The organism is Rhodovastum atsumiense, from assembly GCF_937425535.1.
In the GTDB taxonomy this organism is placed as follows: domain Bacteria; phylum Pseudomonadota; class Alphaproteobacteria; order Acetobacterales; family Acetobacteraceae; genus Rhodovastum; species Rhodovastum atsumiense.
Genome location: NZ_OW485602.1, coordinates 191766 through 213089 on the forward strand (window position 1 = coordinate 191766; position 21324 = coordinate 213089).

Here is a 21324-nt window from a genome sequence, read left to right on the forward strand (position 1 = left end):
CTCCCTGGCTGTCCGATCAGTGCGGTTGGGTGGAACTCAGCGCCGAACTGTACCGTCTGCAGGCTTGCCCGAGGCCGTCCCGACATTCTGGCCACCGCCGGCCTGCTCGGGCTGACCCGAAGCCGTGCCGACATTCTGGCCACTGCCAGTCTGCTGCTGGCCCGACGCGGTGCCGACGTCCTGTCCAGTGCCGACCGGCTGGCCCGATGCGGTGCCGACATTCTGGCCGCTGCCGATCGGCTGGCCCGACGCGGTGCCAACATTCTGGCCGCTGCCGATTTCCTGGCCCGAGGCTGTCCCGACATTCTGCCCGCTGCCGATCTGGCTCGCCTGGGCCATGACCATGCGGCGAGAGAAGGGGCACTCCTCTGCGGACTGCGATGCCGCGAAGGCAGGCAGGGTGGCGCCCATGATCAGCGCTGCGGCGGCCGAGAGACGAACGAAGCTCATGATAGCTCTCCAGATCAATCCCACCGGATGCCGGCACGCGGGGCTGCGTCCGTTGCTGATGGCCGGCAGGCAATCGTTCTTCTCATCCTAGGGCGATGATGCCTGCATCATTTGATCAATTAACACCGAGCACCCAGGGGAGGGCATTTTCCTAAGTTTTTGCGCGCTTTAATTGAAATTTAACTATTGCAACCTTGTGGTATTTCCTGGACGGCGAGATGGTTCGGGGGTGGGGCCGGCCGGGCGATGGTCCTTGGCGCGGCTTGCGTCATCAACGGGTTCATGACATCCAGCGCCCGCGGCAACAACCGCCCGGTCCGCCTGCCACGCGTCGCCTGGCAGCCCCGCCAACCAGGGAGCCACCCTCCGGCCGTGAGCACGATTTCCGGGCAGGCGCTGCAGGCCGAACTGATCGCCGTCATCGTTGCGGCCACCGACGGCGAGCCACAGGTGCTCACCATTCGCGATGGCAGCCTGTTGCCCTCCGGCCCCTTTGCCACGGTCGATCGCTCCCTGCAGGCCAGTCTGCGCGCCTGGGTGGAACGCCAGACCCATCATCCGCTCGGCTATGTCGAGCAACTCTATACCTTCGCCGATCGCGACCGTTCGACCGATGATCCGCAGCGCCGGGTGATCTCGATCAGCTATCTTGGCCTGACACGGCAGGCCCATGCCTCCGGCGGCCACGCCGCGAGCTGGCGGAGCTGGTATCGCTATTTCCCCTGGGAGGACTGGCGCGACGGGCCATCGCCGGTAATCGGACGGTTGATCGCCCCACGCCTGCGCAGCTGGGCCGCGGCGGCGGCCACCCCGGCGCTCAGGCGCGAGCGCCAGCAGCGTGCCCGGATCACCTTCGGGCTGGCCGACCATTCCTGGAACGAGGAAATGGTGCTGCAACGTTACGAACTGCTGTACGAGGCCGGGTTGGTGGCCGAGGCCGCCGGCGATGTTGTCGCCGGGCTTGGCGTGCCGATGCAGTACGATCATCGGCGCATCCTTGCCACCGGCATCGCGCGGCTGCGCGCCAAGATCAAGTACCGCCCGGTCGTGTTCGAGCTGATGCCGGAGAGCTTCACCCTGCTGCAGTTGCAGCGCGCGGTAGAGGCGCTGGCCGGGCAGTTGCTGCACAAGCAGAACTTCCGTCGCCTGATCGACAGCCAGGCCCTGGTCGAGGAAACCGGCGAGCACACCGCCGAGACCGGCGGCCGCCCCGCGAAGCTGTTCCGCTTCCGCCCGCAGGTGCTGCTCGAGCGCGCCATTGCCGGCACCAAGCTTCCCCTCGCCCGCAGCGCTTGAATTCTCCCGATTCTGCACGGCATCGGACCAGCCTGACGAGCTTGGCGATTGCCCTGCTGCCTCCCTCGCTTGACACCTTATGCTCATATCTAGCATAACAACGCTCCCGACCGGAGCAAGGCCGGGCCGTATAATGCTCACATGGAGCATATCAAGGGAGACACAGCATGTCCGCGGCCCTGGAGTCCAGCGCTGCCCTCTACCAGAGGGTGAAACGCGTCATCCCGCCTTTCGAGTGGCCTGTCTTCGCCGGGGACATCGCGGCTATCCTGCAGCTCAAGCAGGAGCGTCGCGCCGTCGTGCTCGCGCACAACTACCAGACGCCCGAGATCTTCAACTGTGTCGCCGACATCGCCGGTGACAGCCTTGCCCTGGCGCGCGAGGCGATGCACGTGGACGCGGATGTCATCGTACTCGCAGGCGTGCACTTCATGGCCGAGACGGCAAAGTTGCTGAATCCTGGCCGGACCGTGCTGATCCCGGACCCGCAGGCTGGTTGCTCGCTCGCCGAAAGCATCACGGCGCGCGACGTGCGCCTGCTGCGTGAACGCTACCCCGGCGTACCGGTCGTCACCTATGTCAACACCTCGGCGGCGGTGAAGGCGGAATCCGATATCTGCTGCACGTCGGGGAATGCGCGCAGGATCGTGGAATCACTCGGCGTGCCCCGCGTCATCATGATCCCCGACGAGTTCCTGGCCCGCAACGTGGCGCGGGAAACCGGCGTGGAAATCATTACCTGGGCCGGCCACTGCGAGGTGCATGAACGCTTCACCGCGTCCCAGATCCGCACGCTGCGGCGCGAGAATCCCGGCGTCGTCGTGCTCGCCCATCCGGAATGCCCGCCCGATGTCGTCGCGGAGGCCGATTTTGCCGGCTCCACCGCGATGATGAGCGACTTCGTCGACACCCGCGCGCCCGCGCGCGTGCTGCTCATCACCGAATGCTCGATGAGCGACAACATCGCCGTGCGGCATCCCGGGATCGAGTTCGTCCGCCCCTGCAATCTCTGCCCGCACATGAAGCGCATCACGCTGACGAACATCCGTACGGCACTGGAAGAGATGCGCCACGAGGTCAGCATCGATCCCGCCATTGCTGCCCGCGCACGTGCCGCGGTCGAGCGCATGCTGGCCGTGCGATGACGCAGGATCGCCCGATCGTCATCGGCGCCGGCCTGGCCGGCCTGATGACGGCGCTGCATCTCGCCCCCATGCCGGTGCTGGTGCTGGCCCGCGCGCCGCTTGGCGAGGCTGCCGCCAGTGCCTGGGCGCAGGGCGGCGTCGCCGCCGCCGTCGGCCCCGACGATGATCCCGCACGGCATCTGCAGGACACCCTGGCCGCCGGGGATGGTCTCTGTGATGCCGCCATTGCCGCCCGCATCCTGGGCGCCGCTCCCGATACCATCGCCGCCCTGCTGCGCCGTGGCGTCGCCTTCGATCGCGCCGGCGACGGCCGCTTTGCTCTCGGGCTGGAAGCCGCGCATTCCCGCCACCGCATCCTGCATGCCGCGGGTGATGGCACCGGTGCGGAGATCATGCGGGCGTTGATCGCCGCCGTGCGCCGCACCCCGTCCATCACCGTGCTGGAGCATACGGAGGCGCGCCGTCTGCTGGTCGAGGACGGCCGCATCCGCGGCGTGCTCGTTGCCGGTCCGCATGGGGCGATGACGCTTCCCGCCGGCCGCGTCGTGCTGGCGAGCGGCGGCATCGGCGGCCTGTTCGCCCATACCACCAACCCGCCGCAGGCCTGGGGCCAGGGCCTGCTGCTGGCTGCACGGGCTGGCGCAGCGCTCGCTGATCTCGAATTCGTCCAGTTCCACCCGACCGCGCTCGCCACCGGCACCGATCCGCTGCCATTGATCAGCGAGGCGGTGCGCGGCGAGGGGGCCCTGCTGATCGACGAGACCGGCAGCCGCTTCCTTGCGGACTCGCCCGGGGCCGAACTCGGCCCGCGCGACGTGGTGGCGCGCGGCATCTTCCGCCATCTCGCCGCCGGCCACCAGGTGTTCCTCGATGCCCGCCAGGCGCTCGGGGACCGCTTCGCAAAGCGCTTCCCCGCCATTGCCGCCGCCTGCCGGGACGCCGGCCTCGACCCGGCGACGCAGCCCATCCCGGTCACCCCGGCCGCGCATTTCCACATGGGTGGCGTCGCCGTGGACGCAGTTGGTCGCAGCAGCGTCGCCGGTCTCTGGGCCTGTGGCGAGACGGCCTCGACCGGCCTGCACGGTGCCAACCGGTTGGCCAGCAACTCGCTGCTGGAGGCGGCCACCTGCGCCTGCTGGGTGGCCGGGGACGTCGCCGCCACGCCGGCCGTGCGGCTGCGTCCGCTCGCCGAGGGGCGCCTGCCCCCCCTGCCCGATCCGGCCGTGGTGCGGCCGATCCTGTGGCGTCACGTCGGCCTGCTGCGCGATGCCGAGGGCCTGCGGGCAGCGCTCCGCGCGCTGCTTCCGCTCGCTGCCGGGGGCGGCCCGGCCTCCGATCCGGCCACGCTGGGCCTGATGCTCGCCGTCGCCGCCCTGCGACGGGAAGAAAGCCGCGGCGCCCATGCCCGCAGTGACTTCCCCACTCATGGTGCCGGCCGCGCCCGCCGCCTGACGCTGAACCTCGCCGAGGCCATGCAGGCCGCGGCGGGGCTTGCTGATCCCGTTGTCCTGAGGGCCTGACCCAGATGCCCATCCCTCCCCTGCCGCTGGTCATGACCGAGCCTCTGGTGCGTGCCGCCCTGCTCGAGGACCTTGGCCGCGCCGGCGACATCACCACCGACGCCATCGTGCCGGCCGATGCCACCGCCCGTGTCGCCCTGGTCGCCCGCCAACCCGGCGTGGTGGCCGGGCTCGATCTCGCCTTGCAGGCCTTCCGGCTGATCGACCCGCGCATCGAGGTCGCGGTGGAACGCCCGGATGGCAGTACCTTGCTGCGGGGCGACGTCATCGCGACCCTCGCCGGCCCGGCGCGCGGCCTGCTCACCGCCGAACGCGTGGCCCTGAATTTCCTGTGCCATCTCAGCGGCGTCGCCAGCGCGACGGCCCGCATCGTGGCGGCGGTACACGGCACGCGCGCGGCCATCTGCTGCACCCGCAAGACCATGCCCGGCCTGCGGGCGGTGCAGAAATACGCCGTGCGCGTCGGCGGCGGCTCCAACCATCGCTTCGGCCTCGACGATGCGGTCCTGATCAAGGACAATCATATCGCCATCGCCGGCGGCATCCCTGCCGCCCTGGAGCGCGCCCGCGCCCATTCCGGGCACATGGTGAAGATCGAGCTGGAAGTGGACAGCCTGGCGCAGTTGCAGGAGGCGCTCGACCTCGGCGTCGATGCCGTGCTGCTCGACAACATGCCCCCTCCGGTGTTGCGCGAGGCCGTTGCCATGGTCGGCCGGCGTGCCATCACCGAGGCCTCCGGCCGCATCACCCCCGAGACCGCCGGCGAGATCGCGGCCACCGGCGTGGACCTGATTTCGATCGGCTGGCTGACCCACAGTGCCACGGTGCTGGATATCGGGCTGGACCATTGCGGCTGACCCGTTTATCGGGGCGCGTCTCGCATGCCGGGCTGTAGAAGGGGTGCCCCGCTCCTCCTCGGGGGCAGCGGGGAAGGCAGGGTGTCCTGGTCGGTCCCGCCAATACCCGGCATCGGACCCGCTTCAGGAACCGCCGTGCAGCCGGGAGGCCCGCCATTGCCTGTGACCATTGTTCGTGATGTGCCTGCCCTGCGCGCGGCTTTGCGGCCCGCTCGTACGCAGGGCCAGGGGATCGCGCTGGTGCCCACCATGGGGGCCCTGCACGAGGGCCATCTGACACTGATCCGCCATGCCGCCGCATCCTGCCGGCAGGTGGTTGTCTCGATCTTCGTCAATCCGCGCCAGTTCGGGGCCGGCGAGGATTTCCAGCGCTACCCCCGCCAGGAAGCGGCCGATGTCGCGAATGCCGAAGGCGCCGGCGCCACCCTGGTCTTCGCGCCCGACCCGGCGGCGATGTATCCGGGCGGTTACGCCACCACGGTCAGCGTGGCCCGCCTCACCGAGGGGCTGTGCGGTGCCTTCCGGCCCGGCCATTTCGACGGCGTGGCCACCGTCGTCACCAAGCTGCTGCTGCAGGGCCTGCCGGATGTCGCCTTCTTCGGCGAGAAGGACTACCAGCAGTTGCTGGTCATCCGCCGCCTTGTCGCCGATCTCGATATACCCGTGCGCATCGAGGGCGTGCCCACGGTGCGCGAGCCCGACGGGCTTGCCCTGTCCTCGCGCAATGTCTTTCTCTCTCCTGGCCAGCGTCGTGTCGCCACCGCCCTGCCCCGCACGCTGGCCGCGATCGCGGCCCGGCTCGCGCAGGACGGCCGCGATGTCGCCGCCCAGGAAGCATGGGGCCTGGCCGAGCTGCGGGCAGCCGGTTTCGACGCGATCGATTATCTGGAACTGCGCGATGCCGACACGCTCGCCCCCATCGATGTGGTCGTCCGCCCCGCGCGCGTGCTGGCGGCGGTGCGGCTCGGCACCACCCGACTGATCGACAACATGCCGATCCTGCCGCCGGAGGGCGTACCATGAGTGTCGCCGACGCCACACGCCGCCTGGGCCTGCGCCATTTCCGCAAGGGCAGAGGCCCGTTCGTGTGCCTCACCGCCTACACCACGCCGATGGCGCGCCTGCTCGATCCACATGTGGACCTGCTGCTCGTCGGCGATTCCCTCGGCATGGTGCTCTACGGCCTGGAGAGCACCCTGCCGGTGACGCTGGAGATGATGATCGCGCACGGCGCGGCGGTGATGCGCGGCACCCAGCGGGCCTGCGTGGTGGTGGACATGCCGTTCGGCAGCTACCAGGAATCGCCGCAACAGGCCTTCCGCAATGCCGCGCGCCTGCTCGCGGAGACGGGCTGCGCCGCGGTCAAGCTGGAAGGCGGCGTCGAGATGGCGGAGACGATCCGCTTTCTCACCGCGCGCGGCGTGCCGGTCTGCGGCCATGTCGGCCTGATGCCGCAATCGGTGAACGCCACGGGCTACCGCGTGCAGGGACGCGATGCGGCGGAAGCCGGGCGCGTGACCGAGGATGCCCGCGCGGTCGCCGCCGCGGGGGCCTTCGCCGTGGTGATCGAAGGGACCACGCGCCCGCTTGCTGCCGCCATTACCCGTGACCTGCCGGTTCCCACCATCGGCATCGGTGCCGCGCCGGAATGCGACGGGCAGATCCTGGTCAGCGATGACATGCTCGGCCTGTTCACGGCGTTCACGCCACGCTTCGTGAAGCGCTAGGCCGATCTTGGCGCGATGGTCTCCGCAGCGGCCGAGGCCTATGCCGGCGATGTCCGCGCCCGCCGCTTCCCCGGGCCCGAACACTGCGTCGAGCCGTCCTGAAGCAAGAGCGATGACCGGTCGCTGAGCCGGTGCGGTTCAGGCTGCCACCCGCGCTGTGGCCGGCGAGGGCAGCAGCGCGGCATCCAACCCGCCGGCGCATGCGACCTCGGTGGCCAGCAGCATCTCGCCGGCAGTGCCGAGGCGCAGCACAACGTCACGCAGGGCACAGACGAGTGAAAGGCAAAGGATACCGCCCGATCCGGCCAAAGTCGCTGTGTCGGTGATCGAGGCAGGTCCAATCCGCAGATGCTGGGCAAGGGTCACAACGGCATGCTCGGCATGCGGTGCGCCTTCACCCTCTGCTGCGCGCAGCTCATAGGTCACGTTGTCTGCCGCCAGGCGTATCGCTGCTCCTGGGCCGACTTCCTGCCAGGGGGCGCATCCTGCCAATGCAAGCAGAACCACCATGCGGGTTTGGTCGCGACCGGCCAACCGCAGGGTTTCACGTGCCGCCAAGGTGGGGCCGAGTTCATGCAGGCGCAGTGCGAGCAGACCGAGTTGATCCCGCAGCTCCGTTTCCAGGTGGGTTGGAAGGGCCGTGACGGGATCGGGGAGAAAGGGGTCGCTCCAGTCAGGCAAGAGCACGCCGACCGGTTTGGACATGCGAACCCGCCAAAGACGATCAAGCAGTGAACCGGCGAGCGAGACCAGAGGACGCAGGGCAATAGACACCTTGGCATTCCCGACCAATATCACGCGTTCGTGATTGTCGTTTAAGCCGTTTCCGGCGCGCGATTGAGTCAGGAAGTGTCGCCATGCTCATGGCATTGTCGATATCGATGCCATCACATCTGAAGCTGCTTCATTATTTTTGTTTTGGCGTGGGACAAATGTCAGCTTGGTACTGCCCTGGGGGGCACGGAGAGAGATCTGCTGACACGTGCTCCGTTCATCGCAACCGCGATGCGGAAGCGCTCGCGCAGGAGCACCAGCCTGGCTTCCGCTTCGGCGGGGCTAATACGGGAGGATGCAGGCGAAAACAGGGACTTCAGAAACGAAAGCATAGGATTTTCTACCCTTGCGCGCTTGATGTAGGGTTTTTTCGCGCATTTCGCAATTGGAATTGCGGGCATCCTGCACTCTCGGCCAGATGCTCAGTTCAGACTGTTGCCTCGGACAGGGCGGCGATCATGCAGCATCTGCTTGAGAGGACGGGGGGCCGAACTGCCGGTTCACCCGCTCGGCTGGCCACGGTGTCGCCGTATCACGCGTCGTGACTTTGACTGGCGCTGAGGCAGGCGATTGGCCGATGAGCGGATACGGTATTGACCCAGAAAGCGAATCTTCGCCCGATCAAGCCGCTGAGCGCTGAACGGCCCGTGTCGGTGGCGTATCCGCGATGACTTCCTGCTGCGCACCGATCAGCCGTAGCGTCGTGCCGTCGGCGGCTCGTACGGATTCCACATGGAGGCGGATCTGTCTCACGGCGCCATCACCGCCATGGATGCGAAACCTGGTCGTGATCGCCCCGCCACGAGCGACCAGCACGCGCATCTCACCGATGACACGCTTGCGGTCTTCGGGGTGCAGGAGCGCGACCCAGTCCTGCCAGGACAGTCGCTCCCGCCCGGGGGGGAGCCGGTACAAGCGGCACCAGTCCGGTCCCGCAATGGCCATGGAGTCCGAGATCGTCCATTCGAAATCGGCGATCTCGCCGAGTTGCCGGGCGAGCCGCAGCCGCAGTTCGGCCTCCCGTAGCGCAAGAGCCGCCTGGCCCGAAGAACTTGCATCGCGGATCAGGGCGGTGTGACCACCATCGTTGCCATTGACCAGCGACAATTCGATCGGGAATTCCGAGCCGTCGCGGCGACGGCCGCGTAGTCCTCGTGCCGTGCAGGCGGGTGGCACCAGCAGGTCCGCATCGCGGCCGAGCAGGTCCTCGGCCCGTGTGTAACCGAACAGGCGCAGCGCCGTGGGATTGACGGACGCAATGCATCCATCGGCCGTTGCCACCACGACCGCCTCGTTCACGGCATTCATCACTGTGCGCAGCCGCTCGGTACCTTCGCTCAGCGCCGCCTCCGCCTCGCGCAGCGCTGTCACGTCGGTCGTGTCCTCGAGAATGGCAACGACCTCGCCGGAGTCATCCAGTCGCACGGCAAGGTGCGCGGCGACGGTCACCTCTGCGCCGTCGCGCGTGCGCTGCCGCAGGTCGCCACGCCATTCGCCTTCGCGCAGCAGCGTCTCGCGCAACTCGTCCTCGGGCACCGGGAAGATTGTTTGCAACAGATCCTGCGCCGACCGTCCGACGGCCTGTGCCGCGGTCCAGCCATAGACACGCTGACAGCCATCGGACCAGAAGCGGATGATGTCGTCGCAATCGCGCACCATGACACAGGCCTGGTCGAGCGAGCCCAGGAGCCACTGCAGTTCCGCGACATCCAGGGCTTCGGCCCGTGTCACGGAGGTGGCGCGCAGGCGCAGGACCAGGACGCCACCCAGCAGCAGCGCTCCACTGGTCGCTGCCAGGGCCAGAACGGTAAACGGCAGGATACGCTGCGACGGTGTATTTTCCTGCCGGATGTCATCCGACCGCAGGATGGCCTGTGCATCGGTGATGACTGCGCCAGCAGCATGGCTGGCCGCCTCGGCAAGCCCTCCGTCCCCGGCTTCAGCAATCACGGCTGCCATGGGCTGATCGGAGAGGCGGGCAGGGAGTCGTGCCAGGGGCGGCCATCCCCCCCCTTCTTCCTGCCTGGAAAATCCGGCGGTGCCATGCGGAAGCGACAAGGCATGCCGGATTGTCGCTTCCTGCCGCAGATCAGCGAGCAATCTCGCGGCCGTGGTCGTTACGAGACGAGACAGCTCCGCGTCGGAAGTGGCGAAATTGCTATCGCGGTGGCCATTTCCGGGGCGGGTGGATCCGAGCGTACCGAAGACACCGGCAATGAGCCCCAGGGTAAACAGGAGCAGACATCCCACCCCTAACCACGCGGTGGCCGGCACACGCGGCGCGGATGGCCGGCATGTCTGGCCGCGCGGATGTTCCGATGGGGTGGCGCCCAAGGCTGTGCCTTCACATAAGAGTGATACTCGACAATATGAGCTGATTTTGATTTTGCCAAGTGAAGAAAACGCTACGTCCGGCATTTTTTATAAATGGATAATGTTAATTAGTTAGAAAATTATTAAGCATTTACTGAACTATGATCTGCATTCTGAGAATGCATTGCCGCGTGCCGACGTCAGCTTGGCACGCGATCGAACGCGTCAGCTTCCTGCGAAACTGTCCGGAATCATCGCACGGGGCGGCAAGCGGAAGGCCGAATGACGCCGGCCTATGCACCCGTCGCGCCGGAGAGATCGAAGATGACCCGCGCGATGCGACAAGATCCAGGCCGCAGTTGAGCGGCGGAGTTACCAAAATTGCAGACAATCCCCGGCTGGTGAGCGGCCTGGCTGCGTGATAGGCCGGTCCTGTTGTTCTCTCTCAGATTGTGCGGTGCGGCACCGGGTGCGCACCTGCAGGATTGCACATGGGGCGATACGTGGGCCGATGCCGCCGATTCATAACCGCGCCACACGACGCTCTCGCCGCCTTTTATCGGGCGCTGGGGCGGGCTGGCCGTCGGATCGGCATGCGCCAGCCATGGGCGGTGGTTGCGATCGCACTGGTCTGGGGAGTGGCTGCGATCCATCTGACCGAGGGGCGCAGCGATACATTGCGCGCGGCGGAAGCCAATGGCGCCAGCCGGGCGCAGGCTTATGCCGATGCCCTTCTGCGCGGCATCGTCGAGATCGATCATGCGGCACTGCTGGTGCGGGCGCTGGACGAACGTGGCACCCAGGGACCTGATATCGCCACCTGGCTGGATGCTCTCGTTCCCATGCGGCACATCCCCATGCGAATCATGGTGCTCGGGCCGGATGGGAAGGTGCGTCTGAGCACCCCGCCCGGGCCGTTCGCGCATCCTGATCTCTCGGACCAAACGCATTTCCGGCGCTTTGCCGCATCTTCCGGGGATGGATTGCATATCAGCCCGCCATTGCCCGGGCAGGCACCGGAAGCGTGGACATTGCCGTTCCTGCGGCTGCTGCGGGGGCCGGACGGGTCGTTCAACGGTCTCGTCGTGGTCTCGGTCGCACCTCGGGATCTGCTGGGCTTTGCCTCCGTGGCGGATGTCGGCGCGCAGGGGACGGTCACGCTGTTCGGCGCGGACGGCATGATCCTGGCGCGGGTGGCCGCGACGGACATGCGCATGACCACGGGGGACGTCAGTACGAGCCCCGTGGTTGCCGACGCTGTACGGACCGCAGCGGGCCATCTCACCTGGACGGATCTGCACGACCGGACGCGACGCATCGAAAGCTTTCGCCGTCTGCCCGGCCTGCCGCTGGTGCTGTCGGTCGGCCTCGCTGAGGACGAGGTGCTGGCCGAGCATCGCGGCGACATAGGACGCGCCGTGCTGGTGAGCCTTGTGCTTACGCTGGTGGTGATCCTGGCTTCGCTTGCCGAATCAAGACATCGGCGCCGACGCGAGCAGGCGCAGCGAGAGTTGAATCTCGCGATGGAGAACATCAGCCAGGGCCTGCTGATGGTCGAGCCGAGCGGGCGTGTCGCGGTGATGAACGGCCGGCTGGCGGAACTGCTCGATCTGCCGCCGCATCTGCGCCAGGGCAGCCATATCGAGGATGTCACCGCCTGGCAGGTCGCCGCCGGAGAGTTCACGGGGGCCGTCGAGCCGCCGGAAGCGACGGCGCTCATTGGCCAGATGGCTGGCTTTTTCAGCAATGTGTTGCCGCTGTACAAGCGCACCCGTCCCAATGGCACCGTGCTGGAGGTCCGCACCCGGGTATTGCCTGATCGCTCGGTGGTCCGCACCTTCAGCGATGTCACTGCCTGGGAACAGGCGCAGGCGGCCCTGCAGGCGGCGCGGGAGGCAGCGGAGGCGGGCGTGCAGGCACGTACGCAGTTTCTTGCGGTGATGAGCCACGAAATCCGCACGCCGCTCAATGGCATTCTGGGGGCAGCCGAGCTGTTGCATGACACGCCTCTGTCCCCGCAGCAGGAACGCTATGTCCGGACAGTGCGGGATTCCGGGCGGCATCTGCTCGACCTGCTCAATGACATTCTCGACTTTTCCAAGATCGATCGCGGTGCGATCGAGCTGGAAATGGCACCTTTCGCACCCGCCGGGCTGCTGGCGGCGGTGCGCACCATCATGGCGCCCCTGGCCGAGGAGAAGGGGTTATGGCTGAGCGTGGAAGTGGATGAGCAGGTACCCGCCCAGGTCTGTGGTGATGCACATCGTCTGCGGCAGGTGCTGCTGAATCTGATGGGCAACGCCATCAAGTTCACCCATACGGGCGGCATCGCGGTGCAACTCGGTGCCACACCGGCCGGGCTGGGATGGCGCCTTGATTTCCGTGTGCGCGACAGCGGCGTCGGCATTCCTGCCGATCTGCAAGGGCATCTGTTCCAGGAATTTGCCCAGGCCGATGGCTCGATTACCCGCCGCTTCGGTGGCACCGGGCTGGGGCTGGCGATTTCCCGGCGCCTGGTCATCGCCATGGGCGGTGACATCGCCGTGGACAGCCGCGAGGGCGAAGGGGCGGAGTTTCGCTTTCACATCATGGTCAGGCTGTCCTGTGCGGTCTCCGTGACCAGCGAGGCGTCCAACCGGGTCGGCCGCCTGCGCGTGCTGTTGGCTGAGGATAACCACGTCAATCGGCTGGTTGCCTCCGGCCTTCTGGAAAAGCTGGGGCATCAGGTGGAAACGGTGGAAGACGGAGCGGCGGCGCTGGCCGTGGTGCAACGCGGGGGGGTGGATCTCGTCCTGATGGACGTGATGATGCCGGTCATGGATGGGTTGGCGGCGACGCGGGCTATCCGCGCCCTGCCGGGGACGGCCGGCCGGGTTCCGGTGATCGGGCTGACCGCGAACGCGTTTCGTGACGACGAAGCGGAATGTCGGGCCGCCGGGATGGATGGTTTCGCGCCCAAGCCAATCACACGCGAGCGGCTGGCGCGTGAGATCGAGCATGTCTGTGGTACGGCAGGGCCGGAGAAAGCGGTACTGGACACGCTTGCGGAGACGCTGGGAAAAGAGACGCTCGCGGAGGTCGTCACTACCTTTCTGAAGGATGTGCCCAATCAACTTGTGCGATTGCGGGCACTGGCGAAAGGAACGGCGATGCCCGAACTGACGCGGGAAGCCCACACGCTGGCCGGCAGCGCCGGCACGCTCGGGCTGCGCGGGTTGGAGATGGCGGCACGCAGTCTGGAAAACGACCTCAGGCGCGACGCTCCCGTGGATGCGCCTGGCCGTGTTGCCGCAATCGAGGTGCTGGCGCAGCAGGCCGTGGCGGCACTGGTGGCGGACCATGTTCCGCCAATGCCGGGTATGGGGGGCGCATGCTCGCCGGCCTGTCCGTTGGTCCGCCATCCCAACCCGATGCCGTCGGCGCGGTGAGCCCGCCCGCTCAAGCTGTGTGCTTTCGTAAGTATTCCTGCCGTGGCGTCAGCAGGCCAGCCGCACCATTGAACCCGCCGCCGCGTCCTGAACCATCGGCCAGTTGGGTGTGCCTTCGTACGGTGGTGCGAAATCCGGAACGAACCCGGCCCTGACCAGGAACCCCACGAGGTCGGCCAGCGGCACTGCATAAGTCGGGCCACCAGCTTGGCCGGCAAACACCACGCCTACCACCGCTCCTGCCCCATCCATCACCGGGCCACCACTGCCGCCCGGACCGGTGCCCGCGGTGATCTGGACCACCCAGCGCAACCGGGCCGCGTTGTCCGCGCCGAACCACGCGACCCCATCGGCCCAGGTCGGCGTCACCTCGCGGCCGGAAGCGTCGCGCGTTTGCAGACTGGCAACCCGGCCTGTTTCTGGCCGGTGCACGGTCAGGGTCGCCCCGGCGATCCGACCGGGGGTGCCAACCAATGAGGCCAGGGTTTCACCACCGGGATAGCCAAGCAGCATCACGGCTGCGCCCGGTGCCAGATGCCGCGCGGCCGACAGGCGAAGCGACGGCAACGCTCCGCCCGCAGGGGGAGCGAGCAGGGCAAGATCCAGATCGGGATCTTCATAGACCACGCGCCAGGCACCGCGTCGCCCAACCTCAACCAGGGGCAGATCGGCCTGGCGGCAACGCAGTACCAGGTGGGCGTTGGTCACCACCAACCCCGGCGCCACTGCGAAACCGCTTCCCGCACTATGGCGAACCGGAGGTGCCTCGGGGACAGCCGGCTGCGGCACCGCCCCGGCCACTTCGCCTGTCAGCAGCCCGCCCGCCAGCAATGCACTGCCCGCGAGTGCGCCAAGCACACTCCAAACCATTCTTCTCCCGGCCATATTCCCGATGCCGTGCCTACAATCAGGCTTCCTCGTTTTCCAAAGGCTTTCGGATAGCATGGCTCACGGCATTGTGCATGCGAATCTCACTGGCCACAAATCTGCGAAACTTACTGGCAAGAGCGCGTGTTGGTGGTATTTTGCCTGGTGAATCAACCATAGGTTTAAGGTGCGCGGCCTCCCCCTTCTCATCAGACTGGCTCATGCGGAAGCGGACGAACGCCGGATCGAGCTTGGTCGGATTGCTGCAGCCCATGCGGCCGCGCAGGCAGCGGTGGCGGCGCATGTTCGGCAGGCTGCTGCGGAGGCCGATCTCGCGGCGACCGGGCCGGAAGCGCTTGCAGCCTATGCCGCCTGGGTGCGCCCCGATGCGCAACGCCGCGTGGCCCTGGACTCGCGGCGCGCGCAGCTCGAGCGCACCGAGGAGGCGGCCCGCACTGCCCTGCGCGAAGCGGTGGTCGACTTCAAGCGTCTGGAGACAGTGCAGCAAAATGCCGAAGCAGCGGCAAAGCGGGCCACCGACCGCCGCACCGCCGTACGTGCGGACGAAGCGCAGATATTGCGCAAACTGCAGCTCGAACGCCTCGCCTGATGGCGAAACAACCAGGGGAAAGGGAACGAATGGACACCCGCATTGGCATCATCCAGGTCCCGGTCAGTTGCCAGGAGCGCGCCAAGGCATTCTATGCGCGCACACTTGGCTTTCACGTCATCAGCGAGCAACCGCTCGACTTCATGAGCCATGCGGGGCTGCGCTGGGTCCAGCTCGAGCCTCCGCAGGGGGGAACCACGATCTCCCTGGTTACCTGGCATCCCACGATGGCACCCGGCAGCCTGACCGGGCTCACGCTTGAAACCGATGACATCGAGGCGACCCATCGGTCACTTGCGAAAGCCGGATTACATATCTCCCCCATTACCCTTGCTCCCTGGGGAGCCTGCATTGCCACGTTCCGGGATCCGGATGGCAATCACTGGCTGCTGCAGCAGCCACGCCGGACGGCGGCCGCAAGTCCTCCGTCCAGGAATGAGCCGAGGTCAGTCGTGCGGGAAAACTGCATGGCCTAAACGGGCAGCGCATGCCGATCGGGTGGTCGGTTGGGATATTCCCCCGGCCGACTACCCGACCGGTAAGTCCGGAGTTCATGTTTGCCCGAGGTTACCGAGATCACGGGCAACTTCGGTGAGGACAGCGTCCCAGTCGCCCGGACGCGGCTGCCGGTAGATCCGCAGCGTTGGATACCACGGGCTGTCACGCCGCCCGAGCAGCCAGCGCCAGCACGGATTGAAGCGGTCCAGCAACCAGACCGGACGCCCCAGCGCCGCCGCCAGATGCGCCACCGCGGTGTCGACCGAGATGACCATATCGAGGGCGACAACCAGCGCAGCGGTATCGGCGAAGTCTTTCATCTCCGCCATGTGGTCGATCAGCCCCAGACCGGCCGGTGCTGCCGGACCGTCCTTTTGCAGGCTGAAGAATTGCCGCCCGGGCAGGTCGAGCAGGGATGCCAGCCGCTCCGGCGGTATTGAACGGTGACGATCCAATGCCGCTCCAACAGCCAAGTGTGCACGAGGATTGCCTGCCCAGACCAGGCCGATGCGCTGTCTCTGGCCGACAGTCGCAGCAAGACGGGCTTTCCAGGCCACCACCTGCGTTGCATCCGCATGCAGATAGGGTGTGTCGCCGGGAATGGTCGCGAGGGTGGTTCCCAGCGCGAATGGCAGGCTGAGCATCGGACAGTGCAGGTCGAATTGCGGCAGTTCCTCACCGCGTGCCACGACCCGGTCGACGTCCGGCAGATCACGGAGCAGCCGCAGCAGAGGTGGCTGCACTTCCATGATGACCCGCAAACCGCGGGCTGCTGCCAACGAGGCGTAGCGGCAGAATTGCAGGGTGTCACCAAACCCCTGTTCGGCGTGGATCAGCAAGGTCTGTCCCGGCGCTGCTTCACCTTGCCACTGGGGCTGCGGAAAATCGCGCCGGAATCGGGTCATCTGCGGTGTTCGCCAACGCCATTCGTACTCCTGCCAGCCCGCCGCCATGTCTCCCCGGGCCAATAATGCCATCGCCCGGTTGTGGCGTGCGTCCGGCAGGTCGGGCGCCAGCGCGATGGCTCGCTGAAAGCAGGTGAATGCTTCCTCCGGGTGGCCCTGCTCCTGCAATGCCTTGCCCAGGTTGCTGTATGCTCCCGGATTGTCCGGGGTGATCTCCAGGGCCAGGCGGTAGCAAGCGGCTGCCTGCTCCGGCCGGGCTTGCTTCAACAGCACGTTGCCGAGGTCGTTCAGGACTTCCGGGTAATTCGGCCTGAGGCGAAGAGCGGTGCAGAAGGAGGCGATCGCCGCATCTGGCCGCCCCTGCTCGTCGAGCACGGCCCCCAAGGTGGAATGAAAGGAAGCATTTTCGCCATCGATCGCGATGGCCCGGCCGATCAAATCAATGGCCCGGTCGTGATGCCCTCGCTGCCAGGCAATGGTTCCGAGCCGGTTCAGGCTGTCGGCATGTCGGGACTCGATGGCAAGAACCTGCCGGTAGAGGTGTTCGGCCTCATCCAGGTATCCGGCCTGATGATGCCGGGAAGCCTCGGCAAACACCGCTTCAGCAGAGAGGGCCGGTTGCCGCAGTCCGGGTCTGCCCTGCTTTGTGGCAGTCTGACGTGAATGACGCTTCATCCATCTAGTGCTTTGAGGTAAATATTAAGGAAATCAGAAAATATTATGCCACTCAGATCCCATTTTTAAAAATATTTAGACCCCTTCTTGGGGGATAGAGATTTGCAATCTTCATGGTGAAGATAAGATTATTCACCGCTAATTTTTAGCAACGTGACCGCAATGCATCTTTCACTCACGTGAGACTGCCGCGCCGCGCCAGCATGTGAATCCAACTCCAGGAGGCATGGTTCCTGGCAGGCATCGAAAAGGCGAATTGCCCCGATGGAGCCGGGCAATTCGCGCCACGATCGCTTGTGGCTGGCCCGACCGCTAAAGCGGGATGCCCGGCTTCTTCCGGAACTTCTCCCAGGCCGCCATGATCTCGTCGATCTGCGTATTTTGGTCAGCTTTGCGCAAATCGATCAGCCGATCGCGCAGGCGCAGAATCAGGTGCCCGGCCGGCAAATTCGCCGCCGTTTCCAGCCGATCGAGGAACACCTGTCCGAGTGTGGCATCATCGCGCAGGATGCGGTGCGCTGCGTACAGCATCGCCGAGGACCGCCCGTGCCGCGTCATCTTGCGGGCAAAGCCGCGCAGACGCATCAGCTCGGGATGGGTACGGATCACCTCGCGCACTTCGGTCGCGGTCGGACGGGCATTCGGCTGGCCGGCCGGCTTCAGTTCGCGGCGCCACAGCAGCACCGCGGTCGCCGAGATCAGCGCCTTGTCGCCGAATTCCTCGAATTCGCCCTCGACCACGGGCGCTTTCTTGGCCTGCTTGTCGTAGGTTTCGAACGCCTCCTCGGGCAGGCCGCGCATGACCAGAACCTCGATCGGCTGGCCCGCCTCCAGCACCGCCGACAGCCGGTGCTGGCCGTTCAGGAGCCGTCCCGAGCGCGAGAAGCAGATCGGCTGGGCGTTGAACATCCACTGCCCCGCGGTGATGTCGCGCGCGAGGGCGGCCACGTGTGATTGCACGATGTTCCGGTTGCCGCGGTTGTGCGCGAGGTATTCCTCGGCCCGGTCGGGGGTGATCGTCTCGATCGTCATCGGGAAGGCAAACGGGTCGGCGAGGGCCGCCTCCGCCGTCTCGACCACGCGGGCGAGCGCGCTTTCGCGTTGCTCGCCGGCCACGGGATCCTTCAGCCCCGGGTAGCCGGCGAGGCGGGGAAACGGCTCGGCGCGGGTGCCGCGCGCGCCGTCGCTCCAGGTATAGGCATCGCTGCGCGTGCCGGCCACGGTGTCGTTCAGCGCCTTGATCGCCACCGCGAACAGCGCCACGGGCGAGAGCCGGTGGGCACGGTCGGCACGGCCTTCCACCAGGCGGCGGCGGATCATCACCCCTGGTTCGCCGGCCTCGAAGCGCTCGGGATGGGCGATCGCGTCGAGCAAGCGGCGGATGGCATGGCGGTCCACCTGCAATCCCATGAAGGCGAGCGGCGAGCGGATCGACTCGGTCAGGACGCGGGCGGGGCTGTCGAAGCTGAATTTCACCGCGGTGTCGATCTCGACCCGGTTGGCCTCCAGCGCGCGCTCCATGCGGCTCCAGGGGGGGGTGGAGGTGCCGCGCGTCAGTGTGCCGTCGTCGTAGCGGATCAGCTTGGCCAGCAGGCCGGCGACGGCCGCGGGGCGAGGGATGCCGCGGGTTTCGAGCACGCCCGTGAAGGACCGGCGGCGCTGCTGGTCGATGGTGTGCAGGGTGTCGTCGGGCACGCCTTCGACATAGACGGTGATGAAGGGGGTCTGTGCCTCCAGGCAGGCATAGAGACGCTGCACGCCATCGAGCAGCACGCCGCTGCGAGAGAGGATGATGGGCATGCCGTTCAGCACCCATTCGCCGCTGCGCATGGCCTGGGCATAGGCGGCGACGGCGGCGGGGTTGCGTCCGGCGCCGGGGCGCTTGCGGGCGAGCAGGCTCGGCGCCGTCTCCGGCGAGATGCGCATGATGGCGAAGTGGCCGAGACTGGCGCCTTCTCCCTGGACTTGCACCAGGTGCGCGGGCGCGGTGCCCGGATTCGCCTTCAATCCCGCCATGATCGCTCCTCGCGTGCTTTCTGCACGACCGCATTTCGCGCAGTGTTGCCCCTGATATCCCAGGGACGGGTGGTGAAACCGTTCGGGACGGCGCCCTTTGCTAATGCCGGCGGTTCACCGACATGGGGCTGCCAGTGAATTTTGCACTTGTATTCCCCGGCCCTTTAAGCAGGAGACGGGCCGGTTCGCAAGAGCAACTGACTACTGCTGGAAATCTCTTGCGAAAATGTGATAGCGGGGTGCCAGGCCAGAACCGGCCGCCACGATGATGGTCCCAGGAGAATCACCATGCTCCCTGAAGCGCCCCAGCCCACTGCCAATTTGCCTGCCCTGCCGAACACCTACTACGTGAGCCAGGATATCACGCTCACCCGTCAGGAGGTGATCGCCGCCCTTTCCGCCGCCGTGCTTGCTCGCGCCGGCGAACTTGCCCGCTTCGGTGCCCCGCGGCTGCGCAGCCTGGCGCTGGATGCGAAGATCTCGATCCATGGGGCAGACATCGCCGCTGTCATCGCCACCGTGGAGGCCCCGCTGGAACCCTCGCTGGTGGCAGCCCTGGCCGCATTGCCGACTGCAAAAGAACAGGTGAGAGACGCCGCATGAAGGCACGCAAGGGTTGTAAATCTCCTTGCCAAATTTTGCGAAATCCCTAGACTAGAGGCGTGACTTGTGCCGCGGCCGCCAGAATGGCGCCGAAAGAGCCACGCAGACCCGGGCGCCGGGCATCCAGAATGGAAAGGGCCGACCCAATGTTCAATCGCAAGCAGGCGCCACAGACCGAACCGGAGATCGTCTTCGAAGGTCGGCGCCTGTTGGACGAGTCGTCGTTCCAAATGCCCGAGCCTGCACGAGCGGTTGAGCCTGCGCGCCCTCCTGCTCCGCTTGCCGACACCCTGGCCCCCCCGTTGCCGGTCCCCCCCGGCCCCCCCATGCGTGACCTTGGCCCGGCCATTCCAGGCACGGTGATCGGCGCCGATACCGTGCTGGAAGGCACCATCCGCGCCGCCGGCAACCTGCGGATCGAAGGTTCGGTCACCGGCACCGTGATCGCCGACCGCGTCGCCGTGGGCGAGGAAGGCCGCGTGGAAGGCGCCATCGAGGCCGGATCGGTACGCATCGCCGGCGAAGTGAAAGGCAGTGTCGCTGCCCGCGAGATCGATGTACTGCGCGCCGCGCGCGTCGATGCCGACATGTCCTATACCGAAATCGCCATCGAGCGCGGCGCGCGCGTGCGCGGCGTGCACAAGCAGCGCGACGAGGCGCCCCCGTCTCCGCAGGCCAGCTACGCGGCCCCGCTCGACGCCGCGACGGCCCAGGCCGCCATGCAGGCCACGCTGGAACGCACGGTGATTGGGCTCGACGATCTCAAGAGCCGCATGGCGCAACTTGCCGAAACGGCGGACTGAACGGGGCGGCGCATGCCCCTCGATCCCCCCGGGCTGACCGTCGCGCCCACCCTGCCTGCCCGCCCTTCCGCCGGAAGCAGCACCAGATCTGACAAACGGCTGCACGAGACGGCCCGCCAGTTCGAGGCCGTGTTCATGACCGAGATGCTGCGCCAGGCACGTCCCCCTTCCAAACCGCACGGTCCCTTTGCCACCGGCAGCGCCGAGAAATCCTGGCAAGTGTTCATGGACCAGGCGCTCGGCGACGCGGCGGTGGCCAGTGGCGGTACCGGACTCGCCCGCGAAATCGAGCGCGCATTAGGGGCGAGTGGCCCAACGCGTCGGTCCTCCCCGTCCCGCTGATCTCGATCGCCGTCTGCGAAAGGCAGTCTTCTCCATGAGCGAAGTTCTTCGTAACGATTCCCCATTGCCGCTTCCGCAGGCCGCGGCCCGCCTCACGCGGGCCCTGGAGCAGGAAACGGCGCTGGCCCATGCCGGCGCATTGCGCGAACTGGCCGCTGCGGCGGAAGCCAAGCAGGCTGCCTTCGCGGTGTTTCTGCGCAGCCATGACGCCACATCTCCCGACCTCGCCCCGGTAGCGCGGGCGGCATTGCGCGAGCTGATGGCAGCGGCCGACGAGAACGCGATCGTGCTGGAAGCGGTGAAAACAACGCTGGAACATACCGCCGGTGTGCTGCGCACGGCACTGAGCTCCGCGGCTGATCCTGGCATCTATGGCCCGAACGGACAGCGCCCACGCCACGTGCTGGCGGCGCGGCTGGACGCACAAATCTGAAAAGGACGGAGGCAGGATTTCCCCCTGCTTCTTCCCCGACGCTTTTTCCTTCCCTCTCGCGC

18 protein-coding genes and 1 pseudogene are annotated in these 21324 nt (G+C 66.8%); 13 read left to right on the forward strand and 6 right to left on the reverse strand.

Going from position 1 to position 21324, the window contains the following annotated elements; all coding sequences use genetic code 11:
• Positions 1-36: 36 nt before the first annotated feature.
• Positions 37-450, reverse strand: coding sequence for a hypothetical protein (locus NBY65_RS29890; protein ID WP_250265921.1), 414 nt, complete (start codon positions 448-450; stop codon positions 37-39).
• Between the two features lie 372 nt (positions 451-822).
• Between NBY65_RS29890 and NBY65_RS29895 the strand changes: the two genes are divergently transcribed.
• From NBY65_RS29895 to panB, 6 genes and pseudogenes are all read left to right on the forward strand, one after another.
• A complete protein-coding gene (locus NBY65_RS29895) occupies positions 823-1746 on the forward strand; it encodes an NUDIX hydrolase (protein WP_250265923.1) in 924 nt (307 codons plus the stop codon).
• 167 nt (positions 1747-1913) lie between these two features.
• Positions 1914-2891, forward strand: a complete 978-nt coding sequence (gene nadA, locus NBY65_RS29900; RefSeq protein ID WP_250265924.1) for a quinolinate synthase NadA — start codon at positions 1914-1916, stop codon at positions 2889-2891.
• Positions 2888-4411, forward strand: coding sequence for an L-aspartate oxidase (locus NBY65_RS29905; protein ID WP_250265926.1), 1524 nt, complete (start codon positions 2888-2890; stop codon positions 4409-4411). Before nadA ends, NBY65_RS29905 begins: the two co-directional genes overlap by 4 nt.
• Positions 4412-4416: 5 nt before the next feature.
• On the forward strand, positions 4417-5268 hold the full coding sequence (gene nadC, locus NBY65_RS29910; protein ID WP_250265927.1) for a carboxylating nicotinate-nucleotide diphosphorylase: 852 nt from the start codon (positions 4417-4419) through the stop codon (positions 5266-5268).
• 156 nt (positions 5269-5424) lie between these two features.
• Positions 5425-6291: a pantoate--beta-alanine ligase gene (panC, locus tag NBY65_RS29915; protein WP_250265928.1), complete on the forward strand. Its 867-nt coding sequence runs from the start codon at positions 5425-5427 to the stop codon at positions 6289-6291.
• Positions 6288-7097, forward strand: a pseudogene (panB, locus tag NBY65_RS29920) (3-methyl-2-oxobutanoate hydroxymethyltransferase). The gene panC and the pseudogene panB overlap by 4 nt, the downstream one beginning before the upstream one ends.
• A gap of 36 nt (positions 7098-7133) precedes the next feature.
• Here the strand turns inward: panB and NBY65_RS29925 are convergent.
• Positions 7134-7769 carry a hypothetical protein gene (locus NBY65_RS29925; RefSeq protein ID WP_250265929.1) on the reverse strand — a complete coding sequence of 212 codons (636 nt, stop codon included), beginning with the start codon at positions 7767-7769 and terminating at the stop codon, positions 7134-7136.
• A gap of 621 nt (positions 7770-8390) precedes the next feature.
• Complete coding sequence (locus tag NBY65_RS29930; RefSeq protein WP_250265930.1) at positions 8391-10103, reverse strand: PAS domain-containing protein; 1713 nt, start codon at positions 10101-10103, stop codon at positions 8391-8393.
• 572 nt (positions 10104-10675) lie between these two features.
• Here NBY65_RS29930 and NBY65_RS29935 point away from each other — a divergent pair.
• Complete coding sequence (locus tag NBY65_RS29935; RefSeq protein WP_250265931.1) at positions 10676-13510, forward strand: ATP-binding protein; 2835 nt, start codon at positions 10676-10678, stop codon at positions 13508-13510.
• 48 nt (positions 13511-13558) lie between these two features.
• On the opposite strand, the gene NBY65_RS29940 is transcribed toward NBY65_RS29935, so the two are convergent.
• Positions 13559-14380 carry a S1 family peptidase gene (locus NBY65_RS29940; protein WP_250265932.1) on the reverse strand — a complete coding sequence of 274 codons (822 nt, stop codon included), beginning with the start codon at positions 14378-14380 and terminating at the stop codon, positions 13559-13561.
• A gap of 184 nt (positions 14381-14564) precedes the next feature.
• Between NBY65_RS29940 and NBY65_RS29945 the strand changes: the two genes are divergently transcribed.
• Positions 14565-14987, forward strand: coding sequence for a hypothetical protein (locus NBY65_RS29945; RefSeq protein WP_250265933.1), 423 nt, complete (start codon positions 14565-14567; stop codon positions 14985-14987).
• Between the two features lie 29 nt (positions 14988-15016).
• Positions 15017-15463 (forward strand): VOC family protein, encoded by a 447-nt coding sequence (locus tag NBY65_RS29950; RefSeq protein ID WP_250265934.1) that lies wholly within the window; start codon positions 15017-15019, stop codon positions 15461-15463.
• Positions 15464-15538: 75 nt separating this feature from the next.
• On the opposite strand, the gene NBY65_RS29955 is transcribed toward NBY65_RS29950, so the two are convergent.
• Positions 15539-17065, reverse strand: a complete 1527-nt coding sequence (locus tag NBY65_RS29955) for a tetratricopeptide repeat protein (protein ID WP_250265935.1) — start codon at positions 17063-17065, stop codon at positions 15539-15541.
• A 312-nt stretch (positions 17066-17377) separates the two neighbouring features.
• Entirely contained in the window at positions 17378-19081 is a 1704-nt protein-coding gene (locus NBY65_RS29960) for a hypothetical protein (protein WP_250265936.1), read from the reverse strand.
• 288 nt (positions 19082-19369) lie between these two features.
• Here NBY65_RS29960 and NBY65_RS29965 point away from each other — a divergent pair, with 288 nt between their 5' ends.
• The 4 genes from NBY65_RS29965 (at position 19370) to NBY65_RS29980 (ending at position 21262) form a co-directional block, all read left to right on the forward strand.
• Positions 19370-19684, forward strand: coding sequence for a hypothetical protein (locus tag NBY65_RS29965; RefSeq protein WP_250265938.1), 315 nt, complete (start codon positions 19370-19372; stop codon positions 19682-19684).
• A gap of 326 nt (positions 19685-20010) precedes the next feature.
• On the forward strand, positions 20011-20487 hold the full coding sequence (locus NBY65_RS29970; RefSeq protein WP_250265939.1) for a bactofilin family protein: 477 nt from the start codon (positions 20011-20013) through the stop codon (positions 20485-20487).
• 12 nt (positions 20488-20499) lie between these two features.
• Positions 20500-20829, forward strand: a complete 330-nt coding sequence (locus NBY65_RS29975; protein WP_250265940.1) for a rod-binding protein — start codon at positions 20500-20502, stop codon at positions 20827-20829.
• A 34-nt stretch (positions 20830-20863) separates the two neighbouring features.
• Entirely contained in the window at positions 20864-21262 is a 399-nt protein-coding gene (locus tag NBY65_RS29980; protein ID WP_250265941.1) for a hypothetical protein, read from the forward strand.
• Positions 21263-21324 lie beyond the last annotated feature (62 nt).

What these genes read in the sequence shown, in the direction of transcription:
- NBY65_RS29890 (WP_250265921.1), bottom strand. Translation starts at nt 450, where the DNA reads ATGAGCTTCGTTCGTCTCTCGGCCGCCGCAGCGCTGATCATGGGCGCC.
- nadA (WP_250265924.1), top strand. Translation starts at nt 1,914, where the DNA reads ATGTCCGCGGCCCTGGAGTCCAGCGCTGCCCTCTACCAGAGGGTGAAA.
- NBY65_RS29905 (WP_250265926.1), top strand. Translation starts at nt 2,888, where the DNA reads ATGACGCAGGATCGCCCGATCGTCATCGGCGCCGGCCTGGCCGGCCTG.
- nadC (WP_250265927.1), top strand. Translation starts at nt 4,417, where the DNA reads ATGCCCATCCCTCCCCTGCCGCTGGTCATGACCGAGCCTCTGGTGCGT.
- NBY65_RS29935 (WP_250265931.1), top strand. Translation starts at nt 10,676, where the DNA reads ATGCGCCAGCCATGGGCGGTGGTTGCGATCGCACTGGTCTGGGGAGTG.
- NBY65_RS29940 (WP_250265932.1), bottom strand. Translation starts at nt 14,380, where the DNA reads ATGGTTTGGAGTGTGCTTGGCGCACTCGCGGGCAGTGCATTGCTGGCG.
- NBY65_RS29950 (WP_250265934.1), top strand. Translation starts at nt 15,017, where the DNA reads ATGGACACCCGCATTGGCATCATCCAGGTCCCGGTCAGTTGCCAGGAG.
- NBY65_RS29955 (WP_250265935.1), bottom strand. Translation starts at nt 17,065, where the DNA reads ATGAAGCGTCATTCACGTCAGACTGCCACAAAGCAGGGCAGACCCGGA.
- NBY65_RS29960 (WP_250265936.1), bottom strand. Translation starts at nt 19,081, where the DNA reads ATGGCGGGATTGAAGGCGAATCCGGGCACCGCGCCCGCGCACCTGGTG.
- NBY65_RS29965 (WP_250265938.1), top strand. Translation starts at nt 19,370, where the DNA reads ATGCTCCCTGAAGCGCCCCAGCCCACTGCCAATTTGCCTGCCCTGCCG.
- NBY65_RS29970 (WP_250265939.1), top strand. Translation starts at nt 20,011, where the DNA reads ATGCGTGACCTTGGCCCGGCCATTCCAGGCACGGTGATCGGCGCCGAT.
- NBY65_RS29975 (WP_250265940.1), top strand. Translation starts at nt 20,500, where the DNA reads ATGCCCCTCGATCCCCCCGGGCTGACCGTCGCGCCCACCCTGCCTGCC.
- NBY65_RS29980 (WP_250265941.1), top strand. Translation starts at nt 20,864, where the DNA reads ATGAGCGAAGTTCTTCGTAACGATTCCCCATTGCCGCTTCCGCAGGCC.